Source organism: Chloroflexota bacterium, from assembly GCA_020161265.1.
Taxonomy (GTDB): Bacteria; Chloroflexota; Chloroflexia; order Chloroflexales; family Herpetosiphonaceae; genus Herpetosiphon.
In genome coordinates, this window is the sequence record JAIUOC010000003.1 from 82,404 (window position 1) to 99,471 (window position 17,068).

The 17,068-nt window shown below is 51.4% G+C and carries 16 protein-coding genes; 15 read left to right on the plus strand and 1 reads right to left on the minus strand.

The window, feature by feature from the left end; all coding sequences use genetic code 11:
• Positions 1-3: 3 nt before the first annotated feature.
• From LCH85_07590 to glpB, 6 genes are all read left to right on the plus strand, one after another.
• The gene (locus LCH85_07590) at positions 4-1,230 is read left to right on the plus strand and encodes a cellulase family glycosylhydrolase (protein ID MCA0351845.1); all 1,227 of its coding nucleotides are present in this window, start codon (positions 4-6) and stop codon (positions 1,228-1,230) included.
• Positions 1,231-1,341: 111 nt separating this feature from the next.
• On the plus strand, positions 1,342-1,716 hold the full coding sequence (locus LCH85_07595) for an NADH:ubiquinone oxidoreductase (protein MCA0351846.1): 375 nt from the start codon (positions 1,342-1,344) through the stop codon (positions 1,714-1,716).
• Positions 1,717-1,725: 9 nt separating this feature from the next.
• Positions 1,726-2,571, plus strand: a complete 846-nt coding sequence (locus tag LCH85_07600) for a hypothetical protein (protein ID MCA0351847.1) — start codon at positions 1,726-1,728, stop codon at positions 2,569-2,571.
• Positions 2,572-2,581: 10 nt separating this feature from the next.
• Complete coding sequence (locus LCH85_07605) at positions 2,582-3,553, plus strand: ABC transporter ATP-binding protein (protein MCA0351848.1); 972 nt, start codon at positions 2,582-2,584, stop codon at positions 3,551-3,553.
• A complete protein-coding gene (locus LCH85_07610) occupies positions 3,553-4,332 on the plus strand; it encodes a hypothetical protein (GenBank protein ID MCA0351849.1) in 780 nt (259 codons plus the stop codon). Before LCH85_07605 ends, LCH85_07610 begins: the two co-directional genes overlap by 1 nt.
• Before the next feature lies 1 nt (position 4,333).
• Complete coding sequence (glpB, locus tag LCH85_07615; protein ID MCA0351850.1) at positions 4,334-5,539, plus strand: glycerol-3-phosphate dehydrogenase subunit GlpB; 1,206 nt, start codon at positions 4,334-4,336, stop codon at positions 5,537-5,539.
• Positions 5,540-5,717: 178 nt separating this feature from the next.
• Here the strand turns inward: glpB and LCH85_07620 are convergent, their stop codons facing one another.
• The gene (locus LCH85_07620) at positions 5,718-6,218 is read right to left on the minus strand and encodes an FKBP-type peptidyl-prolyl cis-trans isomerase (protein ID MCA0351851.1); all 501 of its coding nucleotides are present in this window, start codon (positions 6,216-6,218) and stop codon (positions 5,718-5,720) included.
• A gap of 334 nt (positions 6,219-6,552) precedes the next feature.
• On the opposite strand from LCH85_07620, the gene LCH85_07625 reads away from it, so the two are divergent.
• The 9 genes from LCH85_07625 to LCH85_07665 all read left to right on the plus strand — a co-directional run bounded on the left by LCH85_07625 (position 6,553) and on the right by LCH85_07665 (position 17,051).
• Entirely contained in the window at positions 6,553-8,241 is a 1,689-nt protein-coding gene (locus tag LCH85_07625) for a hypothetical protein (protein MCA0351852.1), read from the plus strand.
• Between the two features lie 9 nt (positions 8,242-8,250).
• The gene (locus LCH85_07630; GenBank protein MCA0351853.1) at positions 8,251-8,445 is read left to right on the plus strand and encodes a hypothetical protein; all 195 of its coding nucleotides are present in this window, start codon (positions 8,251-8,253) and stop codon (positions 8,443-8,445) included.
• Positions 8,446-8,539: 94 nt separating this feature from the next.
• Positions 8,540-9,529, plus strand: coding sequence for a MoxR family ATPase (locus tag LCH85_07635; protein ID MCA0351854.1), 990 nt, complete (start codon positions 8,540-8,542; stop codon positions 9,527-9,529).
• Complete coding sequence (locus LCH85_07640) at positions 9,526-10,251, plus strand: DsbA family protein (GenBank protein MCA0351855.1); 726 nt, start codon at positions 9,526-9,528, stop codon at positions 10,249-10,251. The genes LCH85_07635 and LCH85_07640 overlap by 4 nt, the downstream gene beginning before the upstream one ends.
• Before the next feature lie 27 nt (positions 10,252-10,278).
• Positions 10,279-11,163: a DUF58 domain-containing protein gene (locus LCH85_07645; protein MCA0351856.1), complete on the plus strand. Its 885-nt coding sequence runs from the start codon at positions 10,279-10,281 to the stop codon at positions 11,161-11,163.
• Between the two features lie 14 nt (positions 11,164-11,177).
• Positions 11,178-11,543 (plus strand): hypothetical protein, encoded by a 366-nt coding sequence (locus LCH85_07650; protein MCA0351857.1) that lies wholly within the window; start codon positions 11,178-11,180, stop codon positions 11,541-11,543.
• Position 11,544: 1 nt separating this feature from the next.
• On the plus strand, positions 11,545-12,105 hold the full coding sequence (locus LCH85_07655; protein MCA0351858.1) for a YcxB family protein: 561 nt from the start codon (positions 11,545-11,547) through the stop codon (positions 12,103-12,105).
• A gap of 9 nt (positions 12,106-12,114) precedes the next feature.
• Complete coding sequence (locus LCH85_07660) at positions 12,115-14,019, plus strand: BatA domain-containing protein (GenBank protein MCA0351859.1); 1,905 nt, start codon at positions 12,115-12,117, stop codon at positions 14,017-14,019.
• Between the two features lie 179 nt (positions 14,020-14,198).
• Positions 14,199-17,051 carry a VWA domain-containing protein gene (locus tag LCH85_07665; GenBank protein ID MCA0351860.1) on the plus strand — a complete coding sequence of 951 codons (2,853 nt, stop codon included), beginning with the start codon at positions 14,199-14,201 and terminating at the stop codon, positions 17,049-17,051.
• Positions 17,052-17,068: the final 17 nt, after the last annotated feature.

Here is a 17,068-nt window from a genome sequence, read left to right on the forward strand (position 1 = left end):
GATATGCCTAAATCACGCTGGTTAAGTGCCGCCATGGTCTGCTTGCTAGCAGTTAATCTTTTGGCGGCGTGTGGTGGCGATAGTGCGCCCACTACCCAACCAACCAATCCTGACGCAGCGACGGCTACCCCCGAAACTGCTGCCCCAACCACTGATAGCAATCCACCAGTAACGACGGGCAACCCTTTACAATTGCCCTATTTGCAATATGGGGCAGCGGCGCAACTGTACTATACTGATCGTAATCGCGCCTTGACCTTGATGAACAACGCTGGGTTCGATTGGGTGCGCCAACAGATTCAATGGAAAGATATTGAAGGCCCAAAAGGCAATTTTGGCTGGGGCGAGCTTGATGCAATTGTGGCTGATGCCAACGCCAAAAATATCAAGGTATTGTTGAGCATTGTGCGTTCGCCATCGTGGGCACGCGCCGATGGCACCAACGGCATGCCCGATAACATCAAAGATTTTGGCGATTTCGTCGAAGCCTTGGTGGTGCGCTACAAAGGCAAGGTCCAAGCCTACGAAATTTGGAACGAGCAAAATCTTGATCATGAAAATGGCGGCTCGCGTGAGTCGATCGACGCTACCAAATATGTTGATCTGTTAGTTGAAGCCTACAATCGGATCAAACCAATCGATCCTGAGGCCTTTGTGATTTCAGGCGCATTGACTTCAACTGGCGATTCACCAGCGGCGATCGATGATCTGACCTACTTTGAACAAATGTTTAGCTACAAAGATGGCATTTTCAAAGATCACATCGATGGTGTGGGTTTCCATCCTTCGCCATCGTACAATCCGCCAGCGACCTTATGGCCCGACCAGCCCGGCCCAGGCCCAGGTTGGCTCGAAAGCCCAACCCACTACTTCCGCCATATCGAAAACCTCAAAATCTTGATGGATAAATATGGCATGCAAGATTATCAAGTGTGGGTGACCGAGTTTGGCTGGGCGACCCAAAACACCAGCCCAGGCTATGAGTATGGCAACGAAATTAGCTTTGAACAACAAGGCCAATATGTGCTCGATGCGTTGCAAATAACCCGCCGCGATTACCCTTGGGTGGCCACCATGTTTGTGTGGAACCTCAATTTTGCGGTAACCTCGCCTGATCCGCTTGATCAAACTGCCTCATTTGGCATTCTCAACCCCGATTGGAGTCCCCGGCCAGTCTTTGAAAAAATTCAAGGCTTTATTAACGCCGTTAAGACCGAAGAAGGTCGCTAAATCAATGATTCGGCATAGAGCAGCAGCTTTATGCCGAACTGCACTCCTCATGCCACAGCCGTCAAGACTCTGGTATACTAGCACGCGGTTTCATACACAATGGAGGTCAGCGTGATTGCGGTTTATCACCTAAATGCTGGCTCAACTGGCATCGAAGTTCGGATTTTGGCTGAGGCTATTCGTAGCGCCCGCAACCTGACATGGGCCGCAACTCCGGCTCATGCTGATATTTTTGTGCTGACTGGGCCAATTCCGCTGCTGTTACGCCCAGCTTTGAGCAATGTTTGGCGCGATTTTATTGCTGACCGTGCGCCATTAATTGCCTTGGGTCGCGCCAGCATCGATGGGCATCCATTTGGGCGCGGTGGCTTGGCCGAGCTACCAGAAATTCAAGTAGCCGCCAAAATCGATGGCGATCCGCCAACGGTTGCGGCAATTCAGGCCGGCATTGTCCAAGCCCTCAATGCCCGTACCGCCAAACACTAAAGGTCGTTTATGAATACATTGCTTCAACAATTGATTGCTGCGTTGCTCTATCCGGGTATGCTCACCACAATGTTGTTAACCCTCGCCGTGATTGGCATTACCAAGTTGCATGCGCCTGGGGGTGGCTTAAGCCGTGGTTTTTTAGCAGCCTTGCAGGGCAAAACTTCGCTCAATCTAGCGCTAGCAGCACTTTTGGCGCTCATTGCCCCAGCATTTTTGCCATGGGCTGGCTCGCCGCTGGTAACACCCCGCTTGGGCCAATTATGGTTGGCTTGGGCCTTGCTCGAAACCTCGTTTATGCTAGCGCTCATGCCTGGTTTACAAAGTTTGGCCGCTGCGAGCGTGCGAGCCGCCATGCGCGAGGCCCAACTCAGTAGCGCAGGTCGAATTGTGCTCTGGCTAGCACTGGGAGTAGCACTTTGGACAGGCGATAATTGGCAGTGGAACATTGTGCCAGCCCGGGTTTTGGCATTAATCGCAGCGGCAATGGCCTTGCCTGTGGCGCTTGGTTGGGGTCCATTTGCCCACGATTGGAGCCTTACTCCAGGCGGCCCCGAAGCCGAACTTAACCGTGCTAGTGCTGAGCTAGCCCAATGGGGTCGCGCAATTCGGGCAACAGTTTTGTTAACCTTGATTCCACTCTTGGGTTTTCCAATCACGGCAGGCTTGCATTGGTCGCTGCATGTGGCCTTGACCATCGCGACGACCTTGGCCTTGGCGGGAGTTGGCCGTTATATTAATGGTTCAACGGTGCGCCAACCCTTGAATGAGAGCTTGCGTTGGTGTTACACCCGCGCCTTGCCTTTAGCCTTGCTGAGCGGAATTGTCTTGGTTGCGATGCAGCGCTGGTTGTAGGAGAGAAGCGATGACTGCCTTATTGCTTGAGAAAATCGTCAAACGTTTTGATACGACAACCATTTTGCGCCAACTCAATTTGCTGGTGCAAGAAGGTCAGGTTTATGGGTTGCTGGGAGCCAATGGCGCGGGCAAATCAACCTTAATTCACTTGATTATGGGGTTTTTATATCCCGATAGTGGTCGAATTGAGGTTTTTGGTAAAACGCCCACCGCCATGCACGGCCAAATTGGCTACTTGCCCGAACGCCTACGCTACCACACCCACTGTAGCGCCCGCGAATACCTGACCTATATGGGCAATTTTGGTGGCATGCGCGGAGCCGGCCTCACCAGCCGCATCAACGATTTGCTCGAATTGGTTGGCCTAACCGAAGCTGCCGATAAACGCATGCGCAATTACTCCAAGGGCATGACTCAGCGCGTTGGAATCGCCCAAGCCTTGCTGAGCGACCCGCAACTGTTGCTGATCGATGAGCCATCATCAGGCCTCGATCCTCAGGGCCAACTTGAAATGCGCGATCTCCTGCTGGATTTACGCAGCCAAGGCCATACCATTTTGATCTGCTCACATCAGCTTGATGAGATTGAGGCGGTTTGTAATCGGGTGGGCATTTTGGTGCATGGTGCAATTGCCGCCGAAACCGATTTAGCTCAACTTACTGGCACAAATGGCGTGGTGATCACGCTTAAAGAAACTCCAACCGATGCGCTGGATTTTGCCCTGCGTTCGATCGACCCAAGCATTGTACGTGATGATCGCTTTATCACTGTGCCCGAAAATAGCCCAAGCTTGCAAGGGCGCTTATTGCAATTATTGCTTGACGAAGGTTATACCGTGGCTTCGCTCCAACCAAGCCTTGGCAATCTGCGCGATCTCTATTTGCACGTTGTATCGGGCAAAGAACCACCAGCTGAAATGCAGCCCCAAGCACCGCTGGCCATTCTAGATAGTTTGTTAGCTGGCGAGGAGCAGCAATAATGGCAAAACTTCGACAAATTTGGGCTTGGACACGCTTCATCTGGAGCGAATACCAACGCACTGGGCGTTTTTTGGTTGAGCTAGGGGCATTAATTATTTTTGCCTATGTCTTTCTGCGCAAACCCAATGTTGATGCTCATCTTACAGCTACCCAGTTCTTTGGCATGACCGCAATTTTTGTGCTCTGTCAGACAATTTTCACCACCACGATGATGGCAGGCCTTGGTAATCGGCCGCAAGGCTATGTGGTTTTGGCGCGCTCATTGGGCCGCAAAGGCTATTTAGTTGGCCTCTTTTTAGTCGCCTTTTTAATTAGCTTGGTCAATTTAATCCTTTGTACCATCATCGTCACCATCATCAACAAGCCTGTATTGTGGGATGCAGTGATTTGGGGTGCGGGAGCCTTGCCGCTGATTTTAGATATTGCTTTGATAACCGCCTTGGTACTTCTACTTTCAAGTTTGGTGCTTTCACAAGGCTGGCGCTTGAGCATTTTGGCGGTCATTGCCTTGGCTTCGTTGAGCACCAGCGATATTTTCACCAACACCTTTGATCCGAATGGGAGCTTGGGCAAAATTTTGGCAGCAATTCGCACGATTGTTGGCATTCCACTAACGCCATTGTTTGCAGGCTTTGAGCTAGCAGTCACGCGCCAAGCCTATGAGAGCAATTTGAATCAAGCCTTGGCAATTTTGGGTGGTCAGGCTGCGCTATTAATCGCGGTCAGTGCGTTTGGTTTTTTTGCTTTTGAACGGCGCGATATTATTCTAGGAGCCTAAGGTGCAAGCTGATGTGTTGGTCATTGGCGCAGGCCTTGCTGGCTTGTGGAGCGCAATCATCCATGCGCAAGCAGGTCGCAAGGTTACTCTATTGGCCAAAGGCCAAGGAACATTGCCCTGGAGTAGTGGTTGCCTTGATCTCGTGCCGCAACACCCAACCAACTCAGATCATCCCTACCCCATGCTCCAAGCCGTGCTTGAACCAGCTACCCAAGCTTGGCTTAAATTCACTCAAGCGCAGGATTATCGCTTTGTTGCCAATTTAAAGCAGCATTATTGGCTGCCAACCGCAATTGGTACATGGCGGCCAACCAACGCTGTACCATTAACCATGCTCAACGCTGAACGCTCGATTATTAGCAATTATCGGGTGTTGGTGCTGGGCTTCCGCGAATTACGCGATTTCTTTCCGCCCTTGTTGGCTGCACGCCTGCAACAACACGGCATTGCTGCCCGTGGCAGTTACTTAACCATGCCAACCAGCCAGCGCTCCCGTGATTTCAATAGCGTTAATTTGGCCCGTTTATGCGAACAAGTCAGTTTTCGCCAAGCTCTGATCAAGCATATCGATCAGATTCGTGGTGATGCCCAATTGCTGCTGTTTCCCGCCATGCTTGGCATCAGCCACAGCACTAGCATCATCAACGAGTTGCAAACCGCCTTAGGATGTTTAGTAGCTGAAGTGCCAACCCTGCCGACCAATGTAGCCGGATTACGTTTGCAACGCATGTTGCTAGACCAATTTGAGCAATTGAACGGGCGAATACAACTGAATGCCGAGGTTATTCGCGGCGAATTTGTTGATCAACGCTTGGTGGCGGTGTATAGTGCGGCGGCGGCTCGCGAACAGCGCCACACTGCTGGGCACTATATTTTGGCAACTGGCGGGATTGGCGGCGGTGGTTTACGTGCCGATTATCCCAATGGTTTACGCGAAACAGCGCTGAATTTGCCAGTTCAGCAGCCAACCGAGCGTGATCAATGGTTCGCGGCCAATGTACATGCCCAACATCAACTCTTCAAAGCGGGGATTGCAGTCAATCAACATCTTCAGCCAATTGATGCCCAACAGCAGCCAATCGCCGAAAATCTGCAAGTAGTTGGGGCCGCCTTAGCTGGATGTGACCCAATTCGTGAACGCTGGGTTGAGGGTTTAGCCCTTGCCAGTGCCAGCCATGCCTTTGAGAGTCGAGGGTTCAGGGGCTAGAGGTCAGGGATCAGTTTGGATTACGAAGATAGGTATTGGCTGAAGGCTATTGGCTTTTGCTATTCCAATCAATCTCCGATAGCCCATAGCCTATAGTCATACACTGCTCTGCGTCGCTGGGTTAACCCTAGCCCCTGAACCCTGACCCCTATGTTCTATGCTCTATGTTCTATGTTTTTTACCGAACCGTCATAACTTCAACATCGAACACCAAATCGGCGTTAGCTGGAATCGTCCCCTGACCTTGCGCTCCATAACCCAAGGCGGAAGGGATGATCAAGCGGCGCTTGCCACCTTGCTTGATGCCAACTAAGCCTTCGTTCCAGCCATCAATCACCATGGCTGCACCGACATTTTCGACCGGATATGGCTGACCACCAACATTCGAATCGAATTGTGAGCCATCGGATTTAAGGTAGCCAGTGTAAAAAACCTCAGCGGTTGAGCCAGCAGTTACTTCAGGGCCACTACCGACCACAATATCCACATAGCGCAAGCCGCTGGCAGTTTGCTTAACTTCTAAACCATTGGGCAGTGCTGGAATAACTGCCGAAACATCTGAAATGTCTAGGCCAGTGGTTGCTGAGGTTGGAACAGCAGTCGGGTTTTCAGGGCGAGCAATCTCACCACAGCCAATCAAACTTGCTGCAACCAACATCGAAAAAAGAATACGCTTCACAGAAAGCCCTTTCATCACAAATTGAAACCAAACGCCGCTATTATACCTTGCTTCACAGATTCATCAGCTTTACATCATTCTCAAAGTGTGGGCAATCTTCTAGGATAGGGCGTGGAACAATCTGTGCATGGTTGACGTTATATTGATACGCAAACACAAAGGGGGTTCCCAATGGAACGATTGTCAGACAAAATTTCAGCCGCATTATTCGTCGTTATGCTTCTGTCGATACCCTTTTTATATGCAATTGTCAGCGGCAGTTAAATTCACTGTCGCCAAATATTAATCTCGCTCAGCACATGAGTCGTGTATAATGCGGCGAAGGAGATTAGGTATGGCACAACCAACTGAGATTGTTCACCTGCTACGCCCCTTCGGGCGGCGCTTACGCCTTGCCGATACATTGCAATGGCTGAGTCGTACATTTTGGCTTCCGGCACTTGGCTTTGCCTTAATCCAAGGTGCTGGTCGGCTCTTCCCAATTCCTAACTGGACATTATGGTCGTTAGTGCCCTTCGCGGTTTGGCTGGTTGCCTTACTGGTTGTAGCGCTGCGCCCACAATCGAGCAATCGCATCGCCCAACGTAGCGATCTCGAACTCGATTTGCGCGAACGACTCTCGACTGCCCTCGAATTGCACAAACGCGATGATCGCGGGCCACTCGACGATGTTCAATATAATGATGCCCTTGATAAAGCCCGTACTGCTAATGCTAAGGATATTCGGGTTGCCCCACCACGCAAACATCGTTTATGGTGGGGGTTGGCAGCCTTGTTCTTAATGCTGGGCCTTACCTCGGCTGTCTTGCCAAACATCCAAAGCAATGTCTTGGCTGAACGCGAGGCGGTCAAAACCGATCTCGAACGGATCGCCGACCGCATCGACCAAACCCGTGAAGAAATTGCCAAAGACGAAACGCTTTCGCCTGAAGAACGCGCCGAATTGGATCGCCAATTGGCTGAATTATCCAAAGATTTGCGCGAAAATACTGGCTCACGCGAAGATGCTTTGGCGAAAATCTCGCGCACCGAACAACAATTGCAAAAGCGCTTGGATTCACGTGCTAGCGCTCGTCAGGCTTCGTTGCAAGAATTGGCCCAAGCCTTGAAAAACCAGCGTGGAGCCAGCCAAGAGCAACGCCCTGAAGCCAGCGATGCTGCCCAAGAGTTGGAACAAGCAGCGAAAGATGCTGAAAAGATGACTCCTGAGCAGCGTGAGCAATTGGCGAATGCGCTTGAACAACAAGCCAACCAAACTGCGGCAACGAATCCTGAATTGGCTCAATCGTTGCGCGATGCTGCCAGCGCTTTACGCAACGGCAACCTTGCCGATGCTCGCTCAGCGTTGCAACGTGCCAGCAACCAAGCCAGCCAAAGCGCTGAGCAATTGCAAGATCAACAAGGCGTTGAACAGGCTTTGAGCGAAGTGCAAAATAGCCGTGACCAAGCGGCCCAAGCTGGCCAGCAAGGCCAACAAAATCAACAAGCGGGTCAGCAAGGCCAGCAAGGCCAGCAGGGTCAGCAAGGCCAGCAGGGTCAGCAAGGCCAGCAGGGTCAACAGGGCCAGCAAGGTCAAGGCCAAGGTCAAGGCCAAGGTCAAGGCCAGGGTCAGGGCCAAGGCCAAGGTCAAGGCCAAGGTCAGGGCAATGGTCAGGGTCAGGGTGGCGGCAGCCAATCCAACAATCTTGGCTCAGGCAACAGCAATGGCAGTGGCAATGGCACAGGCCGCAATGATCGCGACTTCCCTGGCACTGGCAACGATAAAGGCCTTGTCTACCAACCATGGAAACCAGGCGCTGCCAATGATCCAAGTAGTGTAAGCGGCCAGCCCAATGGCAGCGGTAACGCGCCCAGCCAACCGAGCGGTAGTACTGGCCCAGGCATCGCCAATGGTTCGCAAGTGCCCTATAATCAAGCTGGCTCGGACTACCAAGAATCGGCAGGGCGGGCGGTGGATAGCGGATACATCCCACCACAATTGAAAAACTTTATCCGCGACTACTTTAACCAATTGGAACAGTAAGAGGATTCTATGTTTCTAGCCCTTGAGTTAGTGTTTCTTAGCCTCCTCGCAGGCGGTATGTGGACACTGTTGGTCGCAACGCGACGCTTCAACATCAGCCAACGTGCAATGACGATTTCGTTTGCTGTTACTGCGCTCGGCTGGATGGGCTTTTTGCTCACCACAATTGCTCTGCTCGTTTATGCCACGACACAACTCACGTAGCGAAGAGCAAGAGTTTTAGGTTCAAGGCTATAGGTTCTTGCTTGAATCAGGTATGATTCAGAGACCTATAGCCTTTTGTTGATAAGGAGTTTGGATGCAATACACTGAACGCGATGCTGAAATGTTCCGGCGCACTGCTGCTGCAATTGAGGCTGAAATTGGCAAGGTGATTGTCGGGCAACGCGCCTTGATCCGCCAAACATTAATTACCTTGATCGCTGGTGGCAATGCGTTGCTTGAAGGTGTGCCAGGTTTGGCCAAAACAACCTTGATTCGCACGCTTTCCGAAGCGGTCGATTGCCAATTTAGCCGAATTCAATTTACCCCCGACTTGATGCCTGCTGATATCATCGGCACAACGATTATCGCCGAAGATGAGCAAGGTCAAAAAGAATTCCGCTTCCAACGTGGGCCGATTTTCTCCAACTTGGTGCTCGCCGATGAAATTAACCGCGCTACGCCTAAAACTCAATCGGCGCTACTCGAAGCTATGCAAGAACATACGGTCAGTGTTGCCCGCACCAGTTACAAGCTCGAAGAGCCATTCTTTGTGCTAGCAACCCAAAACCCGCTTGAAATGGAAGGCACCTATCCATTGCCCGAAGCGCAACTCGACCGTTTCTTCTTCAAAATCAATGTGCCGTTTCCATCACCCCAAGAGTTGGTAGAAATTGCGCAACGTACCACGGGGACTGATCAAGCGAAGCCACAAAAGGTGATCAACGGCGCTACCTTGATTCAGTTGCAACAGATGGCGCGTTCGGTGCCAGTGGCGACCCACGTCTTGAGCTATGCTGCGCGAATTATCAGCGCAACGCACCCCGATAGCCCACTTGCCCCCGAGCAAGTTAAGCGCTATGTGAGCTATGGCTCCAGCCCTCGTGGCATGCAAGCGTTGATTTTGGCAGGCAAAATTGCGGCCTTACTCGATGGCCGCACCAACGTCGCCTTCCGCGATTTGCGCGAAATGGCCACGCCAACCCTGCGTCACCGAATTATCTTGTCGTTTGAGGGTCAAGCTGAGGGAGTTAACAGCGAAAGTATTGTCAATAGCATTTTGGAATCAATTAAGGAAGAAGCATGACCCGCCGTATTGCCCTAATCATTTTAGCCCTTGCTCTGGCCAGTTGCGGTAGCTACGCATCCGATAGTAGCCGCCAAGTCAGCATTCGTCCAACGATTGTGCCATCAACCCCTGCTCCGCCAGCAACCCAAGATCCGTTGGGCATTGCCAGCGAATTTATTCCGTTAGCAAAACCAGCTCAAATTCCGGCTGACGATCAACGCTCAATGGGCGATCCTAACGCGCCAGTCACAATTGTTGAATATAGCGATTTCCAATGCCCCTTCTGCCAACGCCATCATGTGTCGGTTTTCCCCGAACTGAAGGCCAAATATATTGATACTGGTATGGTGCGCTATGTATTCCGCAACTATATCGCTGTGGAAAGCCATACGTCTGCGCCAGCCGCTGGAGTTGCCAGCTTCTGCGCCATGGATCAAAACAAGTTTTGGGAAATGTATGACATGTTGTTTGTGCGAGCCAGCGAATGGGGCGTTGATCCCAATCTCGCGCCAACTGTGATGCTCAAGTATGCCGAAGAATTGGACTTGGATACCGCCGCCTTTGCCAAATGCCAAGCCGACCCAGAAGTTTTGGCCAAGGTCAATGCTGAAACTGCTGAGGCTGTGGCCGCCCAAGCAACTGGTACGCCAGCCTTCTTTATCGGCAACTACATCATTCCTGGGGCTTACCCACTCCAAGGTTTCGATGCCGCAATTGCCTTGGCAAACCAAAATCAATAATCGTTGGTTGAGTGTGGAGATGTTGCAATGAGCGAACAAGCAGCGCTATTTGAACCACAATTCTTAAAACAATTGGATCGTTTGGCGCTGCTGACGCGCCGCAATATTGCTGGCCAGATGCAAGGTGAACGCCGTTCGCCGCGCCGTGGCTCGTCGGTGGAATATGCCGACTTCAAGCCCTACACGCCAGGCGATGATTTTCGCCAGATCGACTGGAATTTATATGCGCGTTTGGAGAAATTCTTTCTCAAGCTGTTTGTAGCCGAAGAAGAAATTACCCTCCACCTGCTGATCGATACCAGCGCTTCGATGGATTGGGGCGAGCCAAACAAGTTGCGCTATGCCGCTCAGGCAGCGGGCGCGTTAGGCTACATCGCCTTAGCCAGCCTTGATCGAGCGCAAGTCACCAGTTTTGGCGGTGGCAACGAGCAGCGAATTCCGGCAGGGCGGGGGCGGGCAGGTGTGCCGCCATTATTCAATCTGCTGAATCGACTCAAGGGCAACGGCGATACCAGCTTGTTGCAAGCTAGCCGCCGCTATATTCAAACGGCGCGGGTAGCTGGGCCATTGTTGTTATGCAGCGATTTGCTCACGCCCGATTGGGAAGAAGCCTTGCGCACGCTTGGCCGCCGCCCATTTGAAATTACTGTGCTGCATGTGCTCTCGCCTGATGAGCTGAATCCGCCATTCGAGGGCGATTTGAAATTGCTCGATGTTGAGGGTGGCGAATCGCTCGATGTCAGTGCTGATCTCGATTTATTGCAGCGTTATGTTGAACGTTTGCAGGCATGGCGCGAAGAAGTTGAGCATTTTTGTACAACTCGTGGCATCAACTATATTTTTGTTGATACCAGCTTGCCTTTGGAATCATTGTTGGTTTCAGTGCTACGCGAACGTCAAATTGTACGCTAGAGCTAGAGGGGAATATGGAGAAACGTAAATTTAAACATTTAAGGACGTTTGTCTATTCATTAACCGCTGTTTTATGTATTACAGGTCTCTATTTAGCAATCCAACAGAGCCGCTCGTGGATCGGCGTTATTTTAATTATCGCTAGTTTACTTTCTTGTTATCGTGGTATTCGTTATATTGACTATTTAGAACGTGATGAAGTCATTGATGATCCACGAATAACTCGCCATCGTCAAGAAGCATCCAAAGTTATTTATGTATCAATTGTTGATGATGCAGGCAATCTGCTACCCGATGCTGAAGCCAAAGCCAAAATTCGCCAAGCCGAAGCCCAAGCTGGCCCACGCGATACGATTATTTCGGTAAAACATAAGGTTTGATATGCAACCAATTGAATTAGAATATAAACTTGATTTTACGGATTATCAGGCAGCCAATTTAGCGATGTTTAAGCACAGCCCACGCTATCAAGAATCGCTGAATTTAAATCGCTATTACGAACTATTACTGTATGTTTTAGGTGTTGGATTAATCGCCTTCTTTATTGCTGCCCTGATTCAAGTTGGGCATTTAATTATTTGGTTAATTGTGCTTGGACTAGTGCTATTAAGTGCTTGGATTGTTTATAACCATCGGGATATGCGTGAATTTACCTTGGATTATTTACAAAGAAATTATCGGCATGAACAAGCGAGTTTTGAATTACCAACAGCCTTTATCGGTGATTCAAGCCATATTGAAGAAACAAATGCTTGTTTCAGTAGCAGCTATAAATGGAATTTTATTCAAACTATTTTGGATGAAGCCGAACATATTCTCTTGGTTAGTCATAATAATCGGGTGGTTGTTATACCCAAGCGAGCATTTAAATCGCCAGCCGATCAGCAGATAGCGTTGCAACAATTTGCCCAATATCATGCTGACGCACAGCTAGCAGAGTGAGTAGATTGTATGGGATTTATTGCACCATTAATGTTTATCGCAGGCGGCACGGTTCTGGCAGGAATTGTGGCCATGTACATCTTGCGCCTCCGCCGCGAGGAACGCACGGTTTCGTCAACCTTTTTATGGAATCAATTGGTTCGCGATGTTGAGGCCAACGCGCCGTGGCAACGCCTCCGCCATAATTGGTTGCTTTGGCTGCAATTGCTCATTGCCTTGCTCTTGGCGTTTGCCCTGGCCCGACCGTTCAGCCCAACCGTTGGGGTTAGTGGGCAAAATCTCATTGTGATTATCGATCGCTCGGCTTCGATGGGCGCTACCGATGTTGATACCAATCGGCTGGCAGCTGCCAAGGCTGAAGCAATTCGCTTGGTTGATCAGTTGCCTGATGGCGCACGCGCTACGATTATGGCGATCGGCGGCGAGCTTGATGTGCCTGCTGCTGCCACCACTGACCGCCGCGAAATTCGCGATGCAATCGAAGGCATAGAATTGCGCTTAGGTGGTGGCTCGGATATGTCGCAAGCCCTGAGTTTGGCTGGGGCATTGGCGGCGCGTGAAGAAGAATCGGAAGTGGCAATTTTGACCGATGGCCAAGTAACCGTGCCAATGAGTGCCACTTTACCCGCCAAAATTCGCTATTTCCCAGTTGGCACGAGCAACAACAATCAGGCGATCGCGGCAATTGCCTTGAACGAACTAGCGCCAGGCACGTTGACCTTCTTTGCCCGCGTTACCAACGAAGGCCAAGAGCGGGTTACGCGGCGTTTGTTGGTAACCCTCGATGGCACCTTGTTCAATGCCTATGATCTCGAAATTTTGCCCGGCCAAGATCAAACCGTCAATATCGATGTGCCAGCAACCGCCACCACGGTTGAGGCGCGGCTTGATGGCAGTGATAGCCTGCCCAGTGACGATGTGGCTTGGGCAATTCGCCCATCAAGCGATGCAATTCCGGTGCGTTTTGTCACGCCAGGTAATCGTTTTCTGGCTACGGCCTTGGGCTTGATGCCACGGGTACAAGTTTCGGCCTATCTGACTGAAACTGCCACCTTTACTGATACGGCCTTGCTGACGGTGCTCGATGCCAGTTTGCCAGAGCCGTTACCCGCTGGCAATTTGCTGTTTATCGCACCCTATCGCTCGACCGAATATTTCTCGGTGACTGGAAGTTTGGATCGACCAGTGCCCCGCCCCGCCCCAACCGATGATCCGTTGTTGCGCAATGTTGAGCTGGGCGAAGTCAATATTTTGAAATCGGCACGGATTGAAAATGCACCTTGGGCACATACGGTGATCGATAGTGCGGCTGGCCCGTTGCTAATTGCAGGCGAAGTTGATGGGCGACGGATTGCGGTGCTCGGCTTCGACACCCATGATTCCGATTTACCATTGAATATTTCATTTCCATTGTTGATTGCCAATTTGGTGGGCTACTTAGCACCTGGGACTGGTGGCGATTCGGCGATTTTGCCGCCTGATCAAGAATTAGCCTTTGCGGTAACCAATGATATTAGCGGCGTGCGCTTAATTCAGCCCAATGGTGAAACCCACGAAGCCACGCCAAGCAATGGCTTGATCAGTTTCGATGGGAGTTTGATGAACCAAGCTGGCATTTACAGCGTCGAATTGCTACGCGATGGCGTGGTCAGTAAAACCCAGCGCTATGTAGTCAATGCATATCGCGAAAGCGAAGCCAAAATTACCCCAGTTCAAGTGCTCGATGTCGCCCAAATTGGCGGCGGTCAAGTTGGCTCAAGCGAAACCACCCAAGCCAAAGCAGGCCGTGAAGAGTGGTGGCGTTGGTTGGCTTTGGCAGCATTAATTTTTGTGTTGATCGAATGGGTCTTTGCCCAACGTAGCGCCTTCACACGGCTCAAACTGTGGTGGAATGCGCGGCGCAGCGCGGCGTAGATAGTTCCCTGATCCTAAAGTTGAGGGAACCCAATCCGATGATTTAGCGTTCATGCTATTCAGTTGAAGTCTAAATCGAAACGAAACCGAAACGTTCAACAGTTCGGCGTTTGCTGGCGCAAGCTGTTCATGGAGAGGTTCCCGATGCCATTGGCATTTGGCCTTGCTAGGGTGAAGTTATGCTATCGTTTGTCCGACCAGAATATCTCTGGTTTTTGCTGGCGTTGCCGCTGGTCTGGCTGTTAGGCTGGCTCAATAACCGTGGTCGCACAGGCCAACGCCGTTGGTGGGCCTTGGGGTTACGCACACTATTGCTGCTGTGTTTGATCGGCAGCCTTGCCGGAACCCAATTACGCCAGCCAGTTCAAAACCTAACCACGGTGTTTTTGCTCGATAGCTCCGACTCAATCGCCCCAGGCCAACGCTCTAGCAACGAGCAATTTATTGCCCAAGCACTCGAAACCATGCAAGAAGGCGATAAAGCCGCCGTCGTGGTGTTTGGCGAAAACGCGTTGGTTGAGCGGGTTCCCTCTGAAATTCAGCGCTTAGGTACGATTCAATCGGTGCCAATTGCTGCCCGTACTGACATCAGCGAAGCAATACAGCTTGGTTTGGCGCTGTTTCCCGCCGATACCCAAAAACGTTTGGTGTTGCTCTCCGATGGCGGCGAGAACAGTGGCCGCGCCTTGGATATGATCCCACTGGCGCAACGCCGCAATGTGCCAATTGATATTGTGCCAACAGGCATTGGCCAAGGCAACCCCGAAGTGGCAATTAGTGCCTTTCGTGCACCATCAGCCGCCCGTTCAGGCCAAGAAATTCAGTTGATCGCTACGATTGAAAGCAATACCGCTCAATCAGCTCAATTGCGCTGGCGAGCCGATGAGCAAATTGTGCTGGAAGAAGCGATCAATCTGCCAGTGGGCACGAGTAGTTTCACCACCACGCTCGTTGTCAACGACCAAGGCTTCCATCGCTATAGCGCCCAAGTTGTGCCAACCAGCGATACGCGTGCCCAAAATAATGTGGCGGCTTCATTGGTGCAAATTGGCGGCCCGCCCAAGGTGCTGCTGGTTGAAGGTGAAGTCGGCGATGCAAGTGCGCTCAAGCCAGCACTCGAAGCTGCCAACCTTGTGCCAGTGGTCGTTCCGGCCACTGGCTTGCCCACCGATTTAGCAGCATTGAGCGATTATGAAGCAGTCTTGTTGCTGAATGTACCTTCGCGCGATATCGATCAAGATACCCAAAAATTATTACGCTCATATGTTGGCGACCTTGGGCGTGGCTTGGCAATGATCGGCGGTCGCCAAAGTTTTGGCGTGGGTGGCTACACGGCAACGCCAATCGAAGAAGCCTTGCCTGTCAACATGGATGTGCGCAATCGTCAACAACGCCCTGATATTGCCTTGGTGTTTATCATCGATAAGTCGGGCAGTATGGATGCTTGTCACTGTAATGGTGGCGATATGGCGGCGCGTGAAGGTGGCGGCACTCGCAAAATCGATATTGCCAAAGAGGCGGTGGCTCAAGCCGCTGCAGTGCTGGGCAAAGACGATAAATTGGGTGTGGTAACCTTCGATGATTCGGCGCATTGGACGATTCAACTCGACAAAGTGCCTAGCCAAGATGATGTTGTCGCGGCTTTGGCTCCTGTGCCACCAAGCGGCCAAACCAACGTGGTGAGTGGCATGAACGCTGCCTATGAGCAATTGCGTCAAAGCGATGCTAAAATCAAACATGCGATTTTGCTGACCGATGGTTGGGGCCATGCCACCGATATCGGATCAATCGCCGAAAACATGAATAAAGATGGCATTACGCTCTCGGTAGTTGCAGCAGGCAATGGCTCGGATAACGCTTTGCAACGCTATGCTGAGCTAGGTGGCGGACGCTATTATCCAGCCCGCGTGATGGAAGAAGTGCCGCAAATCTTCTTGCAAGAAACGATTCAGGCGGTTGGCACTTATATCGTTGAAGAACAATTTACTCCGGCTTATGCTGGCGATAGCCCGGTGCTGGCCGATTTGCAAGAAGGCTTGCCAAGCTTGTTGGGCTATAACGGCACGGTCGAAAAAGATAACGCTCAAGTTATTTTGACCGCCAGCGATGGCTCGCCAATTTTGGCCCAATGGCAATATGGGCTTGGTCGGAGCATCGCTTGGACCAGCGATCTCAAGGGCAAATGGGCCAGCAATTGGGTCACATGGGATGAATTTCCACGTTTTACGGCGCAGTTGGTGGGCTGGCTTTTGCCACGTATCAGCAACGATAATGTTAGCGGTGAGGCCTCGTTAATTGGCAGCGACGTGCAAATTGATATTGTTGCCAACGACGAGCAGGGTAATCCGCAAACCGCGATGAATGTTAATGCTCGTTTGGTTGGGCCAACTGGCGAGGCGATTGATGCCACCTTGGCTGAAGTTGGGCCTGGGCAATATCGCGCACGGGTGGCTAGCCCAATTGCTGGCACCTATTTGATTCAGGTGATCGGCAATGATGCGAATGGTAAGCCAGCCTTTGCACGCACCTTGGGCTTGATTGTGCCCTACTCGCCAGAATATCGCCAAGGCCAATCCAACCCTGAATTGCTGAGCACTTTGGCCAAAGCCACCGCTGGTCGCAGCTTGAGCCAGCCAATGCAAGCGTTTGATCATACGCTGGATGCGGTGCGCCGTGCTACGCCAATTGATTTGGGCTTGTTATTTGCAGCATTGGTGTTGCTGTTGCTTGATATTGCAATTCGCCGCCTCAACTTGCGCCGCAAAGATTTTGCCGCCTTGCAAGCAGCTCGCAAAGAGCGCCAAACGATTGCTGCCGCCCCAACGGCCACCATGAACAGTTTGCAGGGAGCCAAGGGTCGTGCCCGCCAGCAAATGTTTAGCGATAAGAGCGAGCGCGAAGTTAAGCCCAAAGAAAACCCAGCAACTACGCCATTACCAAGTACACCAAACAATCCAACCAAAGCCGTTGATGAGGCCGAAGATCCACTCGAACGGCTCCGCGCCGCCAAAAACCGTGCTCGTCGGCAGTAAGCTTTGATCCACGAAGG